Consider the following 19,896-nt stretch of genomic DNA (forward strand, 5'->3'; position numbering starts at 1 on the left):
GGCGGTGGAAGCCGATTGACCGAAGCGGAGCAAGAATGCAGCGCGCCGGAACGAAGCCAAGCTGGACGTGAAAATGGTCAAGGCCCCAAGGGGTTACCTTGAGGCCTTGGAAATGGTGGTCCCGACTGGGATTGAACCAGTGACCCCTACGATGTCAACGTAGTGCTCTCCCGCTGAGCTACGAGACCACGGGAACCCAAAACTGTCGCTCCAGTAATGGAGCGGGCGAAGGGATTCGAACCCTCGACCCCAACCTTGGCAAGGTTGTGCTCTACCCCTGAGCTACGCCCGCAAAGTGGCGCGAGTGACGGGACTTGAACCCGCGGCCTCCGGCGTGACAGGCCGGCGCTCTAACCAACTGAGCTACACCCGCGCTGAGGAGCGGCGCCTTATACAAGGCATCACCCCGACAGACAAGACCTAAACTCTACCCAATCCTTCAGAAGTGGTGGAGCCAAGGAGGATCGAACTCCTGACCTCTACAATGCCATTGTAGCGCTCTCCCAGCTGAGCTATGGCCCCACTATACTTCTGCTACCCTACACCAACACTTTGGGTGTTGGTGCGCTTGGAGGGAGTCGAACCCCCACGGCCTTTCAGCCACTAGGACCTGAACCTAGCGCGTCTACCAGTTCCGCCACAAGCGCTTTCCCCGCACCGCGTTGGGCGCCGCGGGGAGCGCTTATGTAGCGGGATGGATCGCGGCCCGCAAGCGGAGAATTCACTCTCCGCGAAAATTTTTCCCGAGCCCGTTCCGGCGGGCCAGAAGGGCCAATCCGACCCCCACCGCCGCGCCCGCCGCGACCCCGGCGCCGATGCGCCACGCCGTCCGGTTCACGTCGCCGAACACCGTCGCGCCGCGCAGGATCGTCTCCGCCATCGGCTCCGGCCGGTCGGGATCGAGCAGGCGCTCGTCCACCAGCCGGCACTCGGTCTCGTTCAGCGGTTCCGGCTCCAGCGGGCGGAGCGAGCGGCCGGTGGGGCGCATCAGCCGGTCGGCCGTGGCGGTCAGCGATCCGGTCTCCTTCTCCGTCCGCTCCACCTCGGCCACGGTGACGCCCAGATGCTCGGCCATCAGGCGGGTGCGGACGGAACGGATGGCGCGGCAGATTTCCGGATGATCGCCAGGGGGACACTCGATGGCGAGGTCGCATTCGGTGTCCAGCCCCTGGGACCGGTTGTTGATGTTGGACGACCCCACCCGCAGCAACCGGTCGTCGACCACCAGCACCTTCGCATGGACATAGATGCCCTTCCCGCCCTCGGTCACCGGCGAGAGGATACGGAAACGCCCGTGCGGATCCTGCTCGCGCAGGCGCTGGACCAGCAACGAGCGGGCGCTGCCCATCGCCTCCTCCTCCACCCAGCCGGGGGTGCGTTCGGGGTTCACCACCACCACCTCCGGCCCGTCCGGTTCCGTCAGGCGGGCGGCGATGGCGGCGACGATCCGCTGCGAGGCGAAATACTGGCTTTCCAGATAGATGAAATCGCGCGCGGAAGCGACGGCGGCCAGATAGAGCGCCTCGATCTCGCGGGCGCCGCCCCGGGGCTGGTCCGTCATCGGGTCGGTGCGGGCGATGGCGACGGGGATGTCGCGGAAGTCGGGCGTCAGGTCCTCGGGCCAAAACGCCTCGGTCGGCGGCGGCGGGGCCAGTTCCTCGCCGGTCGCGCGGCGCCAGCGCTCCCGCGCCAGGTCGCCCAGCGCCCGCGCCGCCTGGCCGTCGACCGCCGTCGTCACGTCATGGAAGGGGCCGTATGGCTCGCCGCTCGGCCGCACCCGGCGGGGGTCGCCATCGCGATGGTCGGGCGTGTCCCAGCGGTCGGTGGTCATGTCGATGCCGCCGCAGAAGGCCAGGGCATCGTCGATGATGGCGATCTTCTGATGGTGGCAGGCGCCCGGCGGATGGGCGGAATCCAGGCGGAAGCGCAGGCGCCGGCTGCTCATCCAGTCCAGCAGGACCAGCGGCGTCCGGCCGCGGAACGGCATCTTCAGGACCGCCAGATCCCATTTCAGCACATTGATCGTCAGCTCCGGCCGCACCCGGACGATCCAGCTCAGGAAATCGCCCAGCTCGTTCGGCACGCCCGGCATCGGATCGTCGGGCTCCAGCTTGATCCGGGTGTCGAAGTCCCAGCCGATCAGCATCACCGTATGCTGGGCATGGAGGATGGCGGCCTTGATCCGGGCGAAATAGGCGGCGGCGTCGATGATGACGGCCACCCGATCCGCCTTCTCGATCCGCCAGCAGGTCCGGCCGGGCACCAGAACCGGGCCGGCCGGAGTCTGGCCAGCCTGATATGCGGGGTCTGGACGGGCGGCGTCCGGCATCGCAGCCATGTCGAGCTTTCCTTCCGGCGTTGTGGAGCGGCATCGCGGGACCGGCAGCGGAACCGCTGCCATGCCCTTCGATGAACCCCATAAGCCGCCGGACGGTTCCCCGGTTCGGTTCAGACCGTCCCGAATCGCAGCTGCATCCGATGCCCATAGGTTTCGCCGGGATCGAGCCGCGCCGACGGGAAATGGCCGATGTTCGGGCTGTCGGGAAAGCGCTGGCTCTCCAGCGCCAGCCCGGCGAAGCGGCAATAGCGTTGCCCGCCCTTGCCCACGATCTTCTCACTGAGATAGCCGCCGGTATAGACCTGCAACCCCGGCTGGTCGGTCGCCAGCTCCATCCGCCGTCCGCTGCCCGGATGCTCCAGCACCGCCACCGGCCGCAGTTCCCCCGCCGAACCGTCCAGGCACCAGTTATGGTCGAAGCCGAAGCCGCCGACAGCATCCAGCGCCTCGTCCAGTTCCACCCCGCCGCGCAGGTCGAAGGGTGTGCCGTCCACCGGCCGCACCTCTCCCGTCGGGATCAGGTCGGCGCCGACCGGCGTGGTGAAGCCGCCGCGCACCGTCAGCCGATGGTCGCGCAGGTCGCCGGAGGCGTGGCCCCCGAGGTTCCAGTAGCTGTGATGGACGATGTTGACGATGGTCGGCCGGTCGCAGACGGCAGTCATGCGGATGTCCAGCACCCCATCGTCCGTCAGTTGGTAACGGGTGCTCGCCGTCAGCGTCCCCGGATAGCCCTGGTCGCCATCCGGAGAGACCAGCGTGAAGGTGACGGCGTTACCGTCCTGGTCCACCGTCGCATCCCAGATCCGCCGGTCGAACCCCTCCGGACCTCCATGCAGCTGGTTCGGCGGCTCGTTGACGGCCAGCGCGTGGCTCACCCCGTCCAGCGTGAAGGCCGCCCCGCCGATGCGATTGCCGTAGCGACCACAGGTGGCGCCGAAATAGGCGTCGCTCGCCAGATAGTCGGCCAACCGGTCGAAGCCCAGAACCACGTCGGCACTGCTCCCGTCGCGGCCGGGCACCATCATCCGCACCAGCCGGGCGCCATGGGCGATCACCGTCGCCTCCAGCCCGCCGGCCGACAGGGTGAAGCCCTCCACCGGACGGCCCTCGACGGTATCGAACAGGAAATTCTCGATGGCCATCACGCCTCCGCCGGTTCGCCGCCGCGGCCGGCCCAGACCGTCAGCAGACCCTTCTGCAACAGGATGAAGACGAACAGCAGCACGCCGATGGCGATCTTGGTCCACCAGCTGCTGAGCGTGCCGTCGAAGGTGATGTAGGTCTGGATCAGCCCCTGGATCAGCACGCCGACGAAGGTGCCGACGACATAGCCATAGCCGCCGGTCAGCTGCGTGCCGCCGATCACCACCGCGGTGATGGTGTCCAGTTCCACACCCGTCGCCGCCAGCGAATAGCCGGCGCCGGTGTAGAGCGAGAAGACGATCCCCGCCAACCCGGCCAGCAGCCCCGACAGCGCATAGACCGCCACCGTGGTCCGCCCGACCGGCACGCCCATCAGCTCCGCCGACTGCCGGTTGCCGCCCAGCGCGTAGAGATTGGCGCCGAAGCGGGTCCAGTGCGCCAGCACCACCGCGCCGACCACCACCCCCAGCATCAGCATCGCCGGCAGGGTGAGCTTGCCCCCTGTCCCGAAGCGTAGCGCGATGTCGTTCAGCTCGCCATAGAGCGGATGGTTGATCGGCACCGAATCGGTGGTCAGGACGAAGCCCAAGCCACGGGCGATGAACATGCCGGCCAGCGTGACGATGAAGGGCGGCATCCGGAAGACATGGATCACCCCGCCCATCGCCGCACCAAAGCCGCCGGCGGCGATCAGCGCGACGGCAAAGGCGGCCAGCGGGTGCCAGCCGCCATGCTCGATCAGCACCGCCAGCAGCACGGTGGTGAAGCCGATCACCGCCCCCACCGACAGGTCGATCCCGCCGGACAGGATGACGAAGGTCATGCCGACCGCGGTGATCCCCAGAAAAGCGTTGTCGGTCAGAAGGTTGCCCACCACCCGCCAGGAGGCGAAGTTGGGGAACTGCGCCGCGCACAGCAGGAATCCGACCACCAGCACCGCGGTGGTGACGATCAGGGGAAGGAACCGCTGGAGTGCACTGGTCATGGCTTTGCCCCTCCGCTGGTCGGCGCCACCGGCGGCTTGACCGCGCCCATCGGCCGGGCGCCCTTGGGACGCGGCAGGAACAGGGTCAGCGTCGGCGATTGCAGCAGCAGAACGATCATCAGGACGCCCGCCTTGACGATCAGGTTGAATTCCGGCTTGAAGCCGCTCAGCAGGATGCCGGTGTTCATCGCCTGGATGATCAGCGCCCCCACCACCGACAGCACCAGCCCGAACCGCCCACCCAGCAGCGAGGTGCCGCCGACCACCACCGCCAGGATGGCGTCCAGCTCCAGCCACAGCCCGGCATTGTTGGCGTCGGCGCCGCGGATGTCGGCGGTGACGATCAGCCCGGCCACGGCGGCGCACAGCCCGCACCAGACATAGACGGCGACCAATATCACCGGCGTGTTGACGCCGGCCCCGGCGCTGGACAGCCGGTTGACGCCGACCGCCTCGATCATCAGCCCCAACGCGGTGGCCCGCACCAGCAGCGCCGTGACCGCCAGCAGCGCGATGGTGATGACCACCGGCATCGGCACGGTCAGGAAGGATCCGCTACCGATGAAGGCCAGCGCCGGGCTGGTGAAGGTGACGATCTGTCCCTCCGTCACCAGCTGGGCGATGCCGCGCCCGGCGACCATCAGGATCAGGGTGGCGATGATCGGCTGGATGCGCAGCACCGCCACCAGCAGCCCGTTCCACAGCCCACACAGCAGCCCGGCCGCCAGCGACGCCGCCAGCACCGCCGGCAGTCCCCATCCCGCATCGGTCATGGTGGCGGCGACTGCGCCGGAAATCGCCATGACGGCACCGACCGACAGGTCGACGCCACGGGTGGCGATGACCATGGTCATGCCGATGGCGAGCAGCGCGACCGGGGCGCCGCGGTTCAGCACGTCGATCAGGCTGCCGAACAGCCGGCCATCCTGCAGGCGGATTGCGAAGAAATCCGGGAACAACAGCCAGTTGGCCAGCAGAACGGCGATCAGCGCGCCATATTGCGGCAGGTTGCGCGACGGGCCGGGAGCGGACAGCGTCATTGCCGCACCTCTATACTCGGCGTCTCAGACGTGATGCCACTTGGCGTCTCCGACGCGATGGCGGCGACGATGCGCTCCACGCTGACCTCCCCTCCCCTCAGTTCCGCGACGTGGCGGCGGTCGCGCAGCACGACGACGCGGCGGCTGTAGGCGACGATCTCCTCAAGCTCCGACGAGACGACCAGCAGCGCCATCCCGTCGGCGCACAGCCGCTCGATCAGGCGGATGATCTCGGCATGCGCGCCGACATCGATGCCGCGCGTCGGCTCGTCGAGGATCAGCAGGCGCGGTTCGGTCGCCAGCCAGCGCGCCAGCAGCGCCTTCTGCTGGTTGCCGCCCGACAGCAGCTGGATCGGCCGTTCGGCGTCGGGCGTGCGGATGTCGAGCAGGCGGATGAAGCGGTCGGCGATCTCCTCCTGCCGGCGGCGCGGGATCGGCTTCAGCCAGCCCTGCCGCGCCTGGAGCGCCAGGATGATGTTCTCCCGCACCGACAACTCGCCGACGATGCCCTCCTTCTTGCGGTCCTCCGGACAGAAGCCGAAGCCGAGCCGCACGGCGTCGCGCGGCCCCCTCAGCCGGACCTTGCGGCCGTCCACCGTCGCCTCGCCCCGGTCGGCGCGGTCCATGCCGAAGACCAGCCGCACCGTTTCCGTCCGTCCCGATCCAAGCAGGCCCGCCAGCGCCACCACCTCGCCGGGGCGGATGTCGAGATCGAAGGGCTCGACGCTGCGCGCCTTGCCGAATCCCTTGAAACTCGCCAGCGGCGGACGGCTGTCCACCTCCTCCGGGCCGAGGTCGATGCGGTGGGCCGCCGCCTCCAGCTCCCGCCCCAGCATCATGGCGACCAGATCGAGGCGCGGCAGGTCCGCCGTCCGCCGCTCCCCCACCAGCCGGCCGTTGCGCAGCACGGTGATGCGGTCGCAGACCTCATAGACCTGGTCGAGGAAATGGGTGACGAAGACGATGCCGATCCCGCGCGACCGCAGGGTGCGCATCACCTTGAACAGCACCGCCACCTCCTGCGCGTCCAGGCTGGCGGTCGGCTCGTCGAGGATCAGCACCTTGGCCGACATGTCGACCGCGCGGGCGATGGCGATGATCTGCTGCGTCGCCACCGAAAACCGTCCGAGCGGCGCCGTCACGTCGATCGACAGGCCGTATGGCATCAGGATGGCGCGCGCCCGCCGCCGCATGGCGCCACGGTCGACCAGTCCCCAGCGCATCGGCTGGCGGCCCAGGAACAGGTTCTCCGCGACCGAGAGGTTGGGCAGCAGGTTCACCTCCTGATAGACGGTGCCGATATGCAGGCGCTGCGCCTCCTCCACCCCACGCGGCGCGATTTCCCGCCCCTCCAGCGCCACGCTGCCGCCGTCGCGCTGATAGACGCCGGTCAGCGTCTTGATGAGGGTCGATTTGCCGGCGCCGTTCTCACCCAGCAGGGCATGGATTTCGCCGTGGCGAAGCGTGAAGTCGACGCCGTCGAGCGCCTGGACGCCGAGGAAGGCCTTCGACAGCCCGCGGATCGCCAGCAGCGGCGCAGTAGGGGGAGGAGCGGTGGATGCCGTCATGGCGGACCTCGCCGGAAGCGCAATGAAATATGTGGGAAGACGCAGCCCTCTCCCGTCCCGGGAGAGGGAGGGGACCCACGAAGTGGGGAGGGTGAGGGGTGGCCCAAGAATTCTGAACCGCATGGTTCCTTGCGCACCCCTCACCCTTCCCACCGCTTCGCGGCGGGCCCCTTCCCTCTCCCGGGACGGGAGAGGGAGATCACACGCGCACATCAACCCCGATCAGTAGGCGTCCTTGCGGCGCTCATACTCTTCCTTGGCGGTGTCGGGCGTGAACAGCTTCGATTCCGTCTGGATCCACTTCGGCGGCATCTTGCCGTCCTTCTTGTAGGCGGTCAGCGCGTCGAAGGCCGGGCCGGCCATGTTCGGCGTCAGCTCCACCGTGGCGTTGGCCTCGCCTTCGGACATCGCCTTGAAGATGTCGGGAACGCCGTCGATCGACACGACCAGGATGTCCTTGCCCGGCTTCAGGCCGGCTTCCTTGATCGCCTGGATGGCGCCAACTGCCATGTCGTCGTTGTGGGCATAGACGGCGCAGATGTCCTTGCCGCCATTCTCGGCCTTGATGAAGCTTTCCATCACCTCCTTGCCCTTGGCGCGGGTGAAATCGCCGGACTGGGTGCGGATGATCTTCATCCCCGGATTCTTGGCGACGACCTCGTCGAAGCCCTTCTTGCGGTTGATGGCGGGCGAGGAGCCGACGGTGCCCTGCAACTCCACCACCGCGCATTTGCCCCCGGTCTTCTTGGCCAGCCATTCGCCGGCCACCCGGCCCTCATGCACGGTGTCGGAGGTGACGGCGGTCATGTAGAGGCTGGGGTCCTTGGTCTCGATCTGGCGGTCGAGCAGCATGACCGGGATCTTCGCCTCCTTGGCCTCCTTCAGCACCGAATCCCAGCCGGTCGCCACCACCGGCGCGATGAAGATCGCGTCCACCCCCTGGGCGACGAAGGAGCGCACGGCCTTGATCTGGTTCTCCTGCTTCTGCTGGGCGTCGGAGATCTTGAGGTCGATCCCGCGCTTCTCGGCTTCCGCCTTGGCGGTCTTCGTCTCGGCCGCGCGCCAGCCCGATTCCGAGCCGATCTGCGAGAAGCCGACGACCAGCTTCTTGGCATCGGCGGCCTGGACGGCGCCCAACCCGATGAACAGCGCCGCGGCGGCGGTGGCGGCGGAGATCACCCATTTCCTGGACATCCGTTTCACTCCCTGTGGTTTTATGGCGAGGTTTTATGGCGGTGCTGGATGGAGGCAGGCGACGGGACGGGGCGCGGAATTTCCTGATCGCGGTCCGGTCCGAAATTGTTCGTCATGCCTACTTTAAGTGCGCATAACCATAACTGTCCAATACGATTCCTGACCTGTACGATGCCGAAAAGGATATGGCTGGCGCAAACTCAGGCCGAAAAAACGGCCGGGCAGCGCGGGGCCGCCCGGCCGTGAGGTGACCCTGTTCCTGTCCGGATCAGGGCCGACGCACCCGAGGGAGAGCGCGCCGGGACGCAACCGCCGCGGCGGGATGGAGAGCAACACCGCGGGCGGCGCGAAGCCGAAATAACGGGCCAGGACGTCAACCGGCCGGTATCAGAGGACCAAGCCCTTAGAAAGCGAGATTCGCCTGGACCAGGAACATGTCGCCCTTGTCGCTGTTGGCGGCGACATCAGAGCTGAGCTTGAAGTGGTTGTATTCCGGCCCGATGGCGAAGCCGGGGGCGACGACATACTTGGCGCCGACGGTGATCAGCTCGAACTTGGAGCGGCCGCGCACGGTCAGGTCGCCGGCGTCCTTGGCGTTCAGGTAGCCGACGCCCAGCGTAGTGGGGCCGAAAGTGTACTGCGCGCCGACGGTCCAGACATCCTGCTTCTCGCGGCTGACGATGCCGGCGGTGCCGGACTTGGCATAGCCGCTGTCGCCCGACCAGGCATAGCTGCCGCCGACCTTCAGCCCGCCATAGGCCACCGTCAGGCCGGCATGGGTGGAGGACAGATCGTCGAAGGTCGCCGCCGTCGTGCTGGAATCCTTGGCCTTGCCGCCCAGGTAGAACAGGCTGGCATTGACCGCGACGCCGCCGAAGCTGTTGGTGTAGGTGCCGCCGACCTCGTAGACGTCGCGATAGGCGCCGGTGCGGTTGGCCGAGGCGAGCGCCACCTTGGAGCGGTTGACGTCGGTGCCGCTGCTGTCCGACGACGGCTGGTAGGAAGCGCCGAGCTTGAAGCCGGCGATCTCCGGCGTCCAGTAGGTGGCGCGGGTGGCGGGGTTGCCGGAGATCAGGGCGCGGATGTTGCCGATGGTGACGGGCGAATTGGCGGCGCTGTTGCCGAGCCAGGACGGGAAGGAGCCGTCGACGCCGCCGGTGCCCCAGTCGGACGGGGCGATGATGCCGCTGTCGTCGGACGGGCCGTTCTCCACGCCCATATGCACGGTGCCGAAGCCGCCCTGCACGAACAGGAAGGCGCGGTCGTAGGTGGCGGTGCGGGCGTTGCTGGTGCCATTCTCGGCCAGCAGGCGCAGGCGGGCGCCGTATTCCAAGCCATTGTCGGCCTTGGCCTTCGGCGTCACCAGCAGGCGCAGGCGGTTGCGGAACTCGGTGGAGCGCAGGCCGGCGTCGCGGTCCTGGTCGACATAGCCGGCTTCGAAATAGGCGTCGCCACCGATGACCACGTCGAACTTCGACTGGGCGAAGGCCGGAGCCGTCCCCACGACGGAGACGAGCGAAAGGGTGGCTGCGCCAAGCAGCAGAGCGGATCTCACCATCAGGGTTTCCTCTTAATGCGGTTTGTTCTTGCTTCGGTACTGTGTGCGGGAGCGTTGCTTCGGCGTTGCGCGGACGCACGCCGTCCCCGGCCGCCGCAGCCGGCACGCGGCCGGGAACGACGGTCTGCTCTGCGTCAGCGCTCCCTCTGACGCAGCCGTTGCGGGTTTCTGGAGTCTGTCAGTCCTAATCCGGCGGTCAGTCCCGCCCGAGCGTCCCGTCGATGCGCCGCCACAGCCCCAGCGGATTGCCGTCGCGCAAAGCGTCGGGCAGCAGGTCGGCCGGAATGTCCTGGTAGCAGACCGGGCGCAGGAAGCGGCGGATCGCCAGCGTGCCGACCGAGGTGCTGCGCGGGTCCGACGTCGCCGGGAACGGGCCGCCATGCACCATCGCGTGGCAGACCTCCACCCCCGTCGGCCAGCCGTTCGCCAGGATGCGGCCGGCCTTGCGCTCCAGCGTCGGGATCAGCCCGGCAACCGCAGCCTTGTCCTCCGCATCCATCTGCAAGGTGGCCGTCAGCTGCCCCTCCAGCCTTTCCGCCACCGCTTTCATCGCTGCCACATCCGGGCAGCGGATCAGCAGCGAGGCGGCGCCGAACACCTCCTCCTGCAGTTCGGTGTCAGCCAGAAAGGCGTCCGCCGTGGTGGTGAAGAAAGCCGCCTGCGCCTGGTTCGGGCCGCTGCAGGCCAGACCGCGCGCCAGCGTCCGCACCTCGCCGCTGCCGGCCAGCTTGGCGACGCCGGCGTCATAAGCGGCGTGGATGCCCGGCGTCAGCATGGTGGATGCCGCGCTGCCGCCGAGCGCCTCCACCGCAGCAGCGACGAAGCGGTCGAGGTCGGGGCCCTCCAGCCCCAGCAGGATGCCGGGATTGGTGCAGAACTGCCCGGCGCCCATTGTCAGCGAGGCGACGAACGCCTTGCCCAGCGCCTCGGCGCGGGACGCCAGCGCCGCCGGCATCAGGAAGACCGGGTTGATGCTGCTCATCTCGGCATAGACCGGGATCGGCTCCGCCCGCTTTGCCGCCACCTCCATCAGCGCCAGCCCGCCGCGGCGCGAGCCGGTGAAGCCCACCGCCTTGATGCGCGGATCGGCGACCAGTGCCGTGCCGATCTCGTTGCCGGTGCCGAACAGCAGGGAGAAGACGCCCTCATGCAGGCCGCAGGCGGCGACCGCCGCCTGGATGGCACGGCCGACCAGTTCCGACGTGCCGGGATGCGCCCCATGGCCCTTGACCACCACCGGGCAGCCGGCGGCGAAGGCGGACGCGGTGTCACCGCCGGCCACCGAGAAGGCGAGCGGGAAGTTCGACGCGCCGAACACCGCGACCGGCCCCAATGGGATGTGGCGCTGGCGGATGTCGGGGCGGGGCAGCGGCGTGCGCGCCGGCAGGGCCGGGTCGATGCGGGCCTCGATCCAGCTGCCCTCGCGCACCAGCTGGGCAAACAGGCGGAGCTGGCCGACGGTGCGTCCGCGCTCCCCCTCCAGCCGGGCGCGCGGCAGGCCACTCTCGGCCATGGCGCGGGCGATGAGGTCGTCGCCGATGTCGAGGATGTTTTGGGCGACGGCCTCCAGGAAGGTGGCGCGCTGCTCCAGGCCGGTTTCGCGGAAGCTGTCGAAGGCGGCCCAGGCCAGAGCGCAGGCGCGCTCGACCTCTGCCGCGCCGCCGCCGCCGAAGACGGGCTCCAGCGCCTCGCCGGTGGCGGGGTCGACGGCGCGGATCTCGCCCTGGCTGCCGTGGTGGGCGCTGGCGCCGATCAGCATCTCGCCGGTGATGGTCATGTGGGGTCTCCTTTGTGGGCAGGGGTCGGCTGGCGATTGCCCCCACCTAACCTCCCCCGCTGGGCGGGGGAGGGACTGCCGCTGCTATTCCGAACAGGCACTAATCCCCTCCCCCGCCCAGCGGGGGAGGGTTAGGGTGGGGGCACCCACTGCAACCACTTAACGCCCCCAGCGCAGCACCAGCGGATCGAGCCGCCGCGCCGCGTCCAGCAACCCCTCACGGCTCATCGGATGCGGATTGGCCGTCGGATGCCGCATCGCGTCGGACTTGATGACGCCACCCTCCTTCATCAGGATCTTCGCGGTGGCGATGCCGCACTGGCGGTTCTCGTGGTTGATCAGCGGCAGCCAGCGCCCATAGGCCGCCACCGCCGCCTCGCGGTCGCCCGCCAGATAGGGATCGACGATCTGGCGGATGCCGTCGGGATAGCCGCCGCCGGTCATCGCCCCCGTCGCCCCGGCGTCGAGGTCGGCCAGCAGCGTGATCGCTTCCTCGCCGTCCCAGGGGCCTTCGATGGCGTCGCCGCCCAACTCGATCAGCGTGCGCAGCTTGGCCGCCGCCTGCGGCACCTCGATCTTGAAGTAGGAAACCTGCGCGATCTCCCGCGCCATCCGCGCCAGCAGCGGGGCCGGCAGCGGGGTGCCGCTGACGGGGGCGTCCTGGATCATGATCGGGATGTCGATGGCGTCGGACACCCGCTGGAAGAACTCGACGATGCCGGCCTCCGGCACGCGGATGGTGGCGCCGTGATAGGGCGGCATCACCATCACCATGGCGGCCCCCAGATCCTGGGCGCGGCGGCTGCGCTCGGCGCAGGCGCGGGTGCTGAAATGGGTGGTGGTGACGATCACCGGCACCCGGCCGGCGACATGGGCCAGCATCGTCTCCATCAGCAGCGTGCGCTCGTCGTCGGTCAGCACGAACTGTTCGGAGAAGTTGGCGAGGATGCACAGGCCGGTCGAGCCGGCGTCGATCATGAAATCGACGCAGCGCTTCTGGCCGTCGAGGTCCAGCTCTCCCGTTTCGGTGAAGATGGTGGGGACGACCGGGAAGACGCCGCGATAGGGGCGTGCGCTGGGCGGCATGGCGATAAGGTCCTTCCTCGAAATCAGATCGGCAGTCAGCGCAAGGCGGGTCCGAACCCGCAGGGCGGCAGGCCGCGCACGCCCGGATCGCACTCGAACAGTGCGCCGGCCAGCGGTTCCTCGTCCCGGCCATGCGCCGCGGTGGTGATGAACAGCCGGTCCAGATCGGGACCGGCGAAGACGCAGGAGGTGACGCGGGACACCGGCAGCGCGATGGCGCGGTCCAGCGTCCCGTCGGGGCGGAAGCGGCTGACGCGCGCCCCGTCCCAATGGCAAATCCACAGCCCGCCCTCGGCATCGCAGGTCATGCCGTCGGGATAGCCGTCGGCCTCGGCGAAGCGGATGTGAACGCGCTTGCCCGACAGGCCGCCATCGGCGCCGATGTCGAAGGCGTAGACCGTCCGCGCCGCGCTGTCGGTGTGGTAGATCGTCCGGCCGTCCGGCGACAGCGCCGGCCCGTTGGCGACGGTGTAGCCCCGATCGATCGGCGTGACCGAACCATCGTGATCGATGCGGTAGAAGCTGCCGGCCGGCCCCTCCTCCGCATCGTCCATGCTGCCGACCCACAGCCGGCCGTCGCGGTCGGCCTTGCCGTCGTTCAGGCGGTTGCCCGGCATGTCCGGCTCGATCCGCGCGATCTCCTCGCCGACCACCACCTGCCCCGGCTCCAGCCGCAGCCGGACCACCCGGCGCGAGCGAAGCCCTGCGATGAAGCCGTCGCCATCGGCGCTCTCCACCAGCCAGCAGGCCGCGTCATCCAGATCCCACCCCGCCTGTGCGCCGTCGGCCAGGCCGTGGCGCAGGATACGGGAGCCGCGGATGTCGACGAAATAGACGGCATCCTGCCGCGGGGACCAGAGCGGCCCCTCCCCCAGCAGCGCCCGGGCCTGCCAGACGCAACGCGCTTCCTGCGCCATGCCGCTGTACTCCCCCTCACCCCGACGGATCGCCGTTTGCCGACGGCCATTTTTCAAAATTTGTTGACGGCCCAAACGATAAGGGGCCTCTTGATACCCGTCCAATATGAAGATCGGCGCTTGCGATATCAAATGTCGTATCCCGGCATCTCCTATCCCGGCGCCGCCGCCCGACCGGAGGCAATCTCCCGTGACCCCTCAACGCTTTTCGCCGAACTGGTTCCAAAAGGCGCGGCTGAAGCTGCGCCATCTCCAGCTGTTCGCGGCCCTCGACGAACACCGCAACCTGCACCGCGCCGCCGCCAGCCTGAACATGTCGCAGCCCGCCGCCTCCAAACTGCTGGGCGATCTGGAGGAAACGCTGGGGATCGAGCTGTTCGACCGTCATGGCCGCGGCATCGAGCCGAACTGGTACGGCAGCCTCATGATCCGCCACGCCCGGATGATCCTCAGCGAGTTGCAGGAGACGGGCGAGGAACTGAACGCCCTGCTCGCCGGCCACAGCGGCCGGGTCTCCATCGGCACGGTGATGGCCCCGGCGGTGGAGCTGGTGGTGCCGGTCATCAGCAGCCTGACCCGCGAGCACCCCAACCTGAAGATCGCGGTGGCGGTGGAGACCAGCGACGTCCTGGCCGAGCGCGTCCATCAGGGGGTGATGGATTTCGCCATCGGCCGCCTGCCCGGCCATTTCGACCCCACCGCCTTCGAATATCAGGAAATCAGCAGCGAGGAGCTGTGCTTCATCTGCCGCGAGGGCAATCCACTGCTGCAGCTTGGCCGCCCGCTGACCGCGGCGGATCTCTCCGACGCCACCTGGATCCTGCAGCCGGTCGGCACGCTGCTGCGCGACCGGGTGGAGGCATTGTTCCGCGCCGAGGGCGCCCGGCTGCCGCACCGGGTGATCGAAAGCGCTTCCCCCGTCATCTCGATGGCGATGGTGGCGGAAACCGAGTCGATCACCGTTTTCGCCCGCGCGCTGGCCCAGGTGTTCTCGCCCAGCGGCTGCTGCGAGATCATGCCCTTCCACAAGCGTTTCAGTGTCGAACCCTACGGCATCTTCTGGCTGAAGGACCGGCCGCTGTCGCCGGGCGCCCGCACCGTGCTGTCGGCGGTGCGCGCGGCGTCGGAACTCAAGATGCGTCTGGTGTCGGCCACCGCCGCTGCGCTGTGACGGCCGATACCCAAATGCATATCGATTTGCTGAATAATCATATTTGACAGTTATGGGAAAACGGAGGATTGCTAGGGACACAAACCATCGCGTCCGACGCCATCCGCGCCACAGAACGCGGGGGCGGCCTATCGCGTGCCGCAGTAACGGGGAGGATTCCGGTCCATGTCGTCTCCTAAAGGGTCTTCTTTCAGCTCCAAGTTCGCCGGCCTCGCCGTCGGCCTGCTCGTCGCCACCAGCGCTCTCGTCCCGGCCATCGCCCAGGACAAGCCGACCGTCGGCATCGCCATGCCGACCAAGTCGTCGGCGCGCTGGATCGACGACGGCAACAACATGGTCAAGTATTTCCAGGAAAAGGGATACAAGACCGACCTGCAATATGCAGAGGACGACATCCCCAACCAGCTCGCCCAGATCGAGAACATGGTCACCAAGAACGACAAGGTTCTGGTGATCGCCGCCATCGACGGGACGACGCTGACCGACGTGCTGCAGAAGGCGGCGGAACAGGGCGTCAAGGTCATCGCCTATGACCGGTTGATCCGCAATTCGCCCAATGTCGATTACTACGCCACCTTCGACAATTTCCAGGTCGGCGTCCTCCAGGCCTCCTACATCGAGAAGGCACTCGGCCTGAAGGACGGCAAGGGTCCGTTCAACATCGAGCTGTTCGGCGGCTCGCCCGACGACAACAACGCCTATTTCTTCTACAACGGCGCCATGTCGGTGCTTCAGCCCTACATCGACAGCGGCAAGCTGAAGGTGCAGAGCGGCCAGGTCGGCATGGACAAGGTGTCCACCCTGCGCTGGGACGGCGCCGTCGCCCAGGCCCGCATGGACAACCTGCTGAGCGCCTATTACGGCGACAAGAAGCTGGACGCCGTGCTGTCGCCCTATGACGGGCTCAGCATCGGCATCATCTCGTCGCTGAAGGGCGTCGGCTACGGCACCCCGCAGCAGCCGATGCCGGTCGTCACCGGCCAGGACGCCGAAGTGCCGTCGGTCAAGTCGATCCTGGCGGGCGAGCAGCGCTCCACCGTCTTCAAGGACACCCGCGAACTGGCGAAGGTCACGGTCGGCATGGTCGACGACCTGCTGGCCGGCCGCAAGCCGCAGGTCAACGACACCAAGACCTACGACAACGGCAAGAAGGTGGTTCCCTCCTATCTGCTGAAGCCGGTCAGCGTCGACGCCTCCAACTGGAAGCAGGTCCTTGTCGACAGCGGCTATTACAAGGAATCGCAGATCAAGTGAGTGAACGGCGCGGGAGCGGAGCGCCATCCGGCATCTCCTCCCGCGCCTCGCCTTGCGCAAGGTCGGGCGGTCAGAGGTTTATCCATGGACAGCATTCTTGAGATGCGCGGCATCACCAAGACGTTTCCGGGCGTCAAGGCGCTCGACAACGTCAACCTCTCGGTCCGCGAGGGGGAGATCCACGCGCTGATCGGCGAGAACGGCGCCGGCAAATCGACGCTGATGAAGGTGCTGAGCGGCGTCTATCCGCATGGCACCTACGAGGGCGAAATCCGCTTCCGCGGCCAGCCCGTCGCCTTTCGCGGCATCGCCGACAGCGAGAAGCTGGGCATCATCATCATCCATCAGGAACTGGCGCTGGTCCCGTTGCTGTCGATCACCGAGAATCTGTTTCTCGGCAACGAGCAGGCGAAACGGGGCCGGATCGACTGGATCGCCGCCACCGCCCGCGCGCGTGAACTTCTGCGCACGGTCGGCCTGACGGACTCGCCGGAAACCCTCGTCACCGACATCGGCGTCGGCAAGCAGCAGTTGGTGGAGATCGCCAAGGCCCTGTCCAAGGAGGTCAAGCTGCTGATCCTGGACGAGCCGACCGCCAGCTTGAACGAAAGCGACAGCGACGCCCTGCTGGCCCTGCTGCTGCGCTTCAAGGAACAGGGCATCTCGTCGATCCTGATCTCGCACAAGCTGAACGAGATCGCCAAGGTCGCCGACCGCGTCACCATCCTGCGCGACGGCACCACAGTGGAGACGCTGGACTGCCACCACGGACCGATCAGCCAGGACCGCATCATCAAGGGGATGGTCGGCCGCGACCTTGCCGACCGTTATCCGCGCCGCGCCAGCAATCCCGGCGAAATCCTGTTCGAGGTGAAGGGCTGGAGCGCCGACCACCCCATCCATCCCGGCCGCCGTGTCGTCCGCGACATCGACCTGCATGTCCGCCGGGGCGAGGTGGTGGGCATCGCCGGCCTGATGGGCGCCGGCCGCACCGAATTCGCCATGAGCCTGTTCGGCCGCAGCTACGGCCGCAACATCCGCGGCAAGGCCTTCCTCGCCGGACGCGAGATCGACGTGTCGACCATCCGCCGGGCGATGGACAGCGGGCTGGCCTACGCCACCGAGGACCGCAAGCATTACGGCCTCGTGCTCGACAACGACATCCGCCACAACGTGACGCTGGCCAAGCTGGACGGCGTCGCCAAGCGCGGCGTCATCCACCACGAGCGCGAGATCGAGGTCGCCAACGACTTCCGCCGCCGCCTGCGCATCCGCTGTCCGGACGTGTTCCAGCACACCGTCAACCTGTCCGGCGGCAACCAGCAGAAGGTCGTGCTCAGCAAATGGCTGTTCGCCGACCCGCAGGTTCTCATCCTGGACGAGCCGACCCGCGGCATCGACGTCGGCGCCAAGTATGAAATCTACACCATCGTCAACCAGCTGGTGGCCGAAGGCCGCGGCGTCATCCTGATCTCGTCGGAACTGCCGGAGCTGCTGGGTGTCGCCGACCGCATCTATGTGATGAACGAGGGCGCGCTGGTCGCCGAGATGCCGGCGGCGGAAGCCAGCCAGGAAAAGATCATGCACGCCATCATGTCCTCCGCCTCCAAATCGACAGTCAAGTCTCCGGCCAATTCTCCGGCAGCAGCCGTCCGGGAGTCCCTGCAATGAGCGCCGAACTGAATCTTCCGGCCCAGCAGCCGCGCCAGGCTTCGATGGCCAAGTTCCTGAAGAGCCACATGCGCGATTACGGCATGCTGATCTCGCTGCTGGCGATCGTGGCGTTCTTCCAATACATGACAAACGGCACGCTGCTGCAGCCGCTGAACCTGACCAACCTCGTGCTGCAGAACAGCTACATCGTCATCATGGCGCTGGGCATGCTGCTGGTGATCGTCGCCGGGCACATCGACCTGTCGGTCGGGTCCATCGTCGGTTTCATCGGCGCGCTGGCCGCCATCCTGATGGTCCAGTTCCACTGGCACTTCATCCCCACCGCCATCGTCAGCCTGATCGCTGGCGGCGCCATCGGCGCGGCGCAAGGTTACTGGGTCGCCTATTTCCGCATCCCGTCCTTCATCGTGACGCTGGCCGGCATGCTGGTCTTCCGCGGCCTCAGCCTCGCGCTGCTGGCCGGCCAGTCCGTCGGCCCCTTCCCGGTGGAGTTCCAGCGCCTCAGCTCCGGCTTCATCCCGGACGTCTTCGGCACCACCGGCTTCCACACCACGACCCTGCTGCTGAGCGTCGCGACGCCGGCCATCCTGATCGCCTTCAGCGTCGCCGCCCGCATCCGCCGCCACCGCTTCGCCATCGAGCAGGAGCCGCTTCTCCTGTTCGTGCTGAAGAGCGCCGGGCTGTTCGCGGTGGTCGCCTATGTCGGCTGGTTGCTGGCGACCTACAAAGGGCTGCCCAACGTCCTCATCATCATGGCGCTGCTGATCGGCCTCTACGCCTTCGTCACCCGCGACACCACCATCGGCCGGCGCATCTACGCGCTGGGCGGCAATGAGAAGGCGGCCAAGCTGTCGGGCATCGATACCCGCCGCCTGTCCTTCTACACCTTCGTCAACATGGGCGTGCTGGCGGCGCTGGCCGGCCTGATCTTCGCCGCCCGCCTGAACACCGCCACGCCGAAGGCCGGCGTCTCGTTCGAGCTGGACGTGATCGCCGCCTGCTTCATCGGCGGCGCCTCGGCCTCGGGCGGCGTCGGGCGGGTGACGGGTGCGGTGATCGGCGCCTTCATCATGGGCGTGATGAACAACGGCATGTCGATCGTCGGCATCGGCATCGACTGGCAGCAGGTCATCAAGGGCCTGGTCCTCCTCGCCGCCGTCTGCTTCGACGTCTACAACAAGGGCAAGGCCTGAGGCTTTCCGCCCCGACCGGACTTACCGCCATGACGCTCCCCACCCTCGGTCTCGTCGGCTTGGGCAAGATCGCCCGCGACCAGCACATCCCGGCGATATCCGCCACCGGCCTGTTCGACCTCGCCGCCGTGGTCAGCCCGGACGGTGCCACCGTCGAGGGCGTGCCGACCTTCCGCTCCCAGGCGGAAATGCTGGCGGCCCTGCCCGGCCTCGACGCCGTGGCGCTCTGCACCCCGCCCGCCGTCCGCCACGGCCTGACGGTGGAGGCTCTGCGCGCCGGTAAGCATGTACTGATCGAGAAGCCCCCCGCCGCCACTTTGTCGGAGCTTCACGATCTGGTGGCGGAGGCCGACGCTGCGCGCCGCACCCTGTTCACCGCCTGGCATTCGCAGTTCAACCCGGCGGTGGAGGAGACCCGCCGCCGGCTGGCGGATGCCACCATCCGCAGCGTCGCCATCACCTGGAAGGAGGATGTTCGGCGCTGGCATCCGGGGCAGGACTGGATCTTCGCGGCCGGCGGCTTCGGCGTCTTCGATCCCGGCATCAACGCCCTGTCGATCCTGACCGACATCCTGCCCGCCCCGGTCTTCGTCCGCGCCGCCGACCTGCATGTCCCGGCCAACCGCGACACGCCCATCGCGGCGACGCTGGAGATGAGCGCCGCCCCCGGATCCCGCATCGGCCGCGTCACCGCCGACTTCGACTTCCTCCAGCAGGGCGAGCAGACCTGGTCCATCGTGATCGAGACCGATGGCGGACGCCTCGACCTCACCCATGGCGGCACCCGCCTGATGGTGGACGGCAAGCCGGTGCTCGCCGAGCCCGACACCGAATACCAGCGCATCTACCGCCACTTCCACCGGTTGATCGGCGACGGGGCGAGCGACGTCGACGCCCGCCCGCTGTCACTGGTGGCCGATGCCTGCATGGTCGGGCGCTGGCACCGCACCGACTCCTTCGACTGGTAACGCCGCCGCAGCGACGCACCCCCCAAACTC

The 19,896-nt window shown here is 67.9% G+C and carries 15 protein-coding genes and 5 tRNA genes; 5 read left to right on the plus strand and 15 right to left on the minus strand.

All coding sequences use genetic code 11. The annotated features are described in order from the left end of the window. Positions 1-113: 113 nt before the first annotated feature. The 15 genes from PWS46_RS26565 to PWS46_RS26635 form a co-directional block, all read right to left on the minus strand. A tRNA-Val gene (locus PWS46_RS26565) sits at positions 114-188 on the minus strand. A 29-nt stretch (positions 189-217) separates the two neighbouring features. Next, positions 218-292: transfer RNA gene (locus PWS46_RS26570), tRNA-Gly, on the minus strand. Positions 293-296: 4 nt separating this feature from the next. Continuing rightward, positions 297-373: transfer RNA gene (locus PWS46_RS26575), tRNA-Asp, on the minus strand. Positions 374-446: 73 nt separating this feature from the next. Further along, a tRNA-Ala gene (locus PWS46_RS26580) sits at positions 447-522 on the minus strand. 38 nt (positions 523-560) lie between these two features. Beyond that, a tRNA-Leu gene (locus PWS46_RS26585) sits at positions 561-647 on the minus strand. A 74-nt stretch (positions 648-721) separates the two neighbouring features. Next, positions 722-2,338: a phospholipase D-like domain-containing protein gene (locus PWS46_RS26590; protein ID WP_434624965.1), complete on the minus strand. Its 1,617-nt coding sequence runs from the start codon at positions 2,336-2,338 to the stop codon at positions 722-724. 110 nt (positions 2,339-2,448) lie between these two features. Continuing rightward, positions 2,449-3,480 carry an aldose epimerase family protein gene (locus PWS46_RS26595; RefSeq protein ID WP_434624967.1) on the minus strand — a complete coding sequence of 344 codons (1,032 nt, stop codon included), beginning with the start codon at positions 3,478-3,480 and terminating at the stop codon, positions 2,449-2,451. Beyond that, positions 3,480-4,466: a galactofuranose ABC transporter, permease protein YjfF gene (yjfF, locus tag PWS46_RS26600; protein ID WP_434624969.1), complete on the minus strand. Its 987-nt coding sequence runs from the start codon at positions 4,464-4,466 to the stop codon at positions 3,480-3,482. Before yjfF ends, PWS46_RS26595 begins: the two co-directional genes overlap by 1 nt. Then, on the minus strand, positions 4,463-5,506 hold the full coding sequence (locus PWS46_RS26605; protein ID WP_434624971.1) for an ABC transporter permease: 1,044 nt from the start codon (positions 5,504-5,506) through the stop codon (positions 4,463-4,465). The genes yjfF and PWS46_RS26605 overlap by 4 nt, the downstream gene beginning before the upstream one ends. Beyond that, positions 5,503-7,074 carry a galactofuranose ABC transporter, ATP-binding protein YtfR gene (ytfR, locus tag PWS46_RS26610; RefSeq protein WP_434624973.1) on the minus strand — a complete coding sequence of 524 codons (1,572 nt, stop codon included), beginning with the start codon at positions 7,072-7,074 and terminating at the stop codon, positions 5,503-5,505. The genes PWS46_RS26605 and ytfR overlap by 4 nt, the downstream gene beginning before the upstream one ends. A 222-nt stretch (positions 7,075-7,296) precedes the next feature. After that, positions 7,297-8,268 (minus strand): galactofuranose ABC transporter, galactofuranose-binding protein YtfQ, encoded by a 972-nt coding sequence (gene ytfQ, locus PWS46_RS26615; protein WP_434624974.1) that lies wholly within the window; start codon positions 8,266-8,268, stop codon positions 7,297-7,299. A gap of 403 nt (positions 8,269-8,671) precedes the next feature. Further along, positions 8,672-9,826, minus strand: a complete 1,155-nt coding sequence (locus PWS46_RS26620) for a porin (protein ID WP_434624976.1) — start codon at positions 9,824-9,826, stop codon at positions 8,672-8,674. 196 nt (positions 9,827-10,022) lie between these two features. Continuing rightward, positions 10,023-11,603, minus strand: a complete 1,581-nt coding sequence (locus PWS46_RS26625; protein WP_434624978.1) for an aldehyde dehydrogenase (NADP(+)) — start codon at positions 11,601-11,603, stop codon at positions 10,023-10,025. 159 nt (positions 11,604-11,762) lie between these two features. After that, a complete protein-coding gene (locus PWS46_RS26630; protein ID WP_434624980.1) occupies positions 11,763-12,689 on the minus strand; it encodes a dihydrodipicolinate synthase family protein in 927 nt (308 codons plus the stop codon). A gap of 35 nt (positions 12,690-12,724) precedes the next feature. Further along, a complete protein-coding gene (locus PWS46_RS26635) occupies positions 12,725-13,606 on the minus strand; it encodes an SMP-30/gluconolactonase/LRE family protein (RefSeq protein WP_434624982.1) in 882 nt (293 codons plus the stop codon). Positions 13,607-13,796: 190 nt separating this feature from the next. Between PWS46_RS26635 and PWS46_RS26640 the strand changes: the two genes are divergently transcribed. The 5 genes from PWS46_RS26640 (at position 13,797) to PWS46_RS26660 (ending at position 19,866) form a co-directional block, all read left to right on the plus strand. Then, a complete protein-coding gene (locus PWS46_RS26640; protein WP_434624984.1) occupies positions 13,797-14,777 on the plus strand; it encodes a LysR family transcriptional regulator in 981 nt (326 codons plus the stop codon). 165 nt (positions 14,778-14,942) lie between these two features. After that, positions 14,943-16,031 (plus strand): multiple monosaccharide ABC transporter substrate-binding protein, encoded by a 1,089-nt coding sequence (gene chvE / locus PWS46_RS26645; protein WP_434624986.1) that lies wholly within the window; start codon positions 14,943-14,945, stop codon positions 16,029-16,031. Positions 16,032-16,115: 84 nt separating this feature from the next. Next, complete coding sequence (gene mmsA / locus PWS46_RS26650; protein WP_434624988.1) at positions 16,116-17,702, plus strand: multiple monosaccharide ABC transporter ATP-binding protein; 1,587 nt, start codon at positions 16,116-16,118, stop codon at positions 17,700-17,702. Continuing rightward, the gene (mmsB, locus tag PWS46_RS26655) at positions 17,699-18,898 is read left to right on the plus strand and encodes a multiple monosaccharide ABC transporter permease (protein WP_434624990.1); all 1,200 of its coding nucleotides are present in this window, start codon (positions 17,699-17,701) and stop codon (positions 18,896-18,898) included. Before mmsA ends, mmsB begins: the two co-directional genes overlap by 4 nt. 29 nt (positions 18,899-18,927) lie before the next feature. Beyond that, positions 18,928-19,866: a Gfo/Idh/MocA family protein gene (locus PWS46_RS26660; RefSeq protein ID WP_434624992.1), complete on the plus strand. Its 939-nt coding sequence runs from the start codon at positions 18,928-18,930 to the stop codon at positions 19,864-19,866. Positions 19,867-19,896: the final 30 nt, after the last annotated feature.

The organism is Azospirillum sp. B2RO_4 (assembly GCF_051124815.1).
Lineage (GTDB): Bacteria > Pseudomonadota > Alphaproteobacteria > Azospirillales > Azospirillaceae > Azospirillum.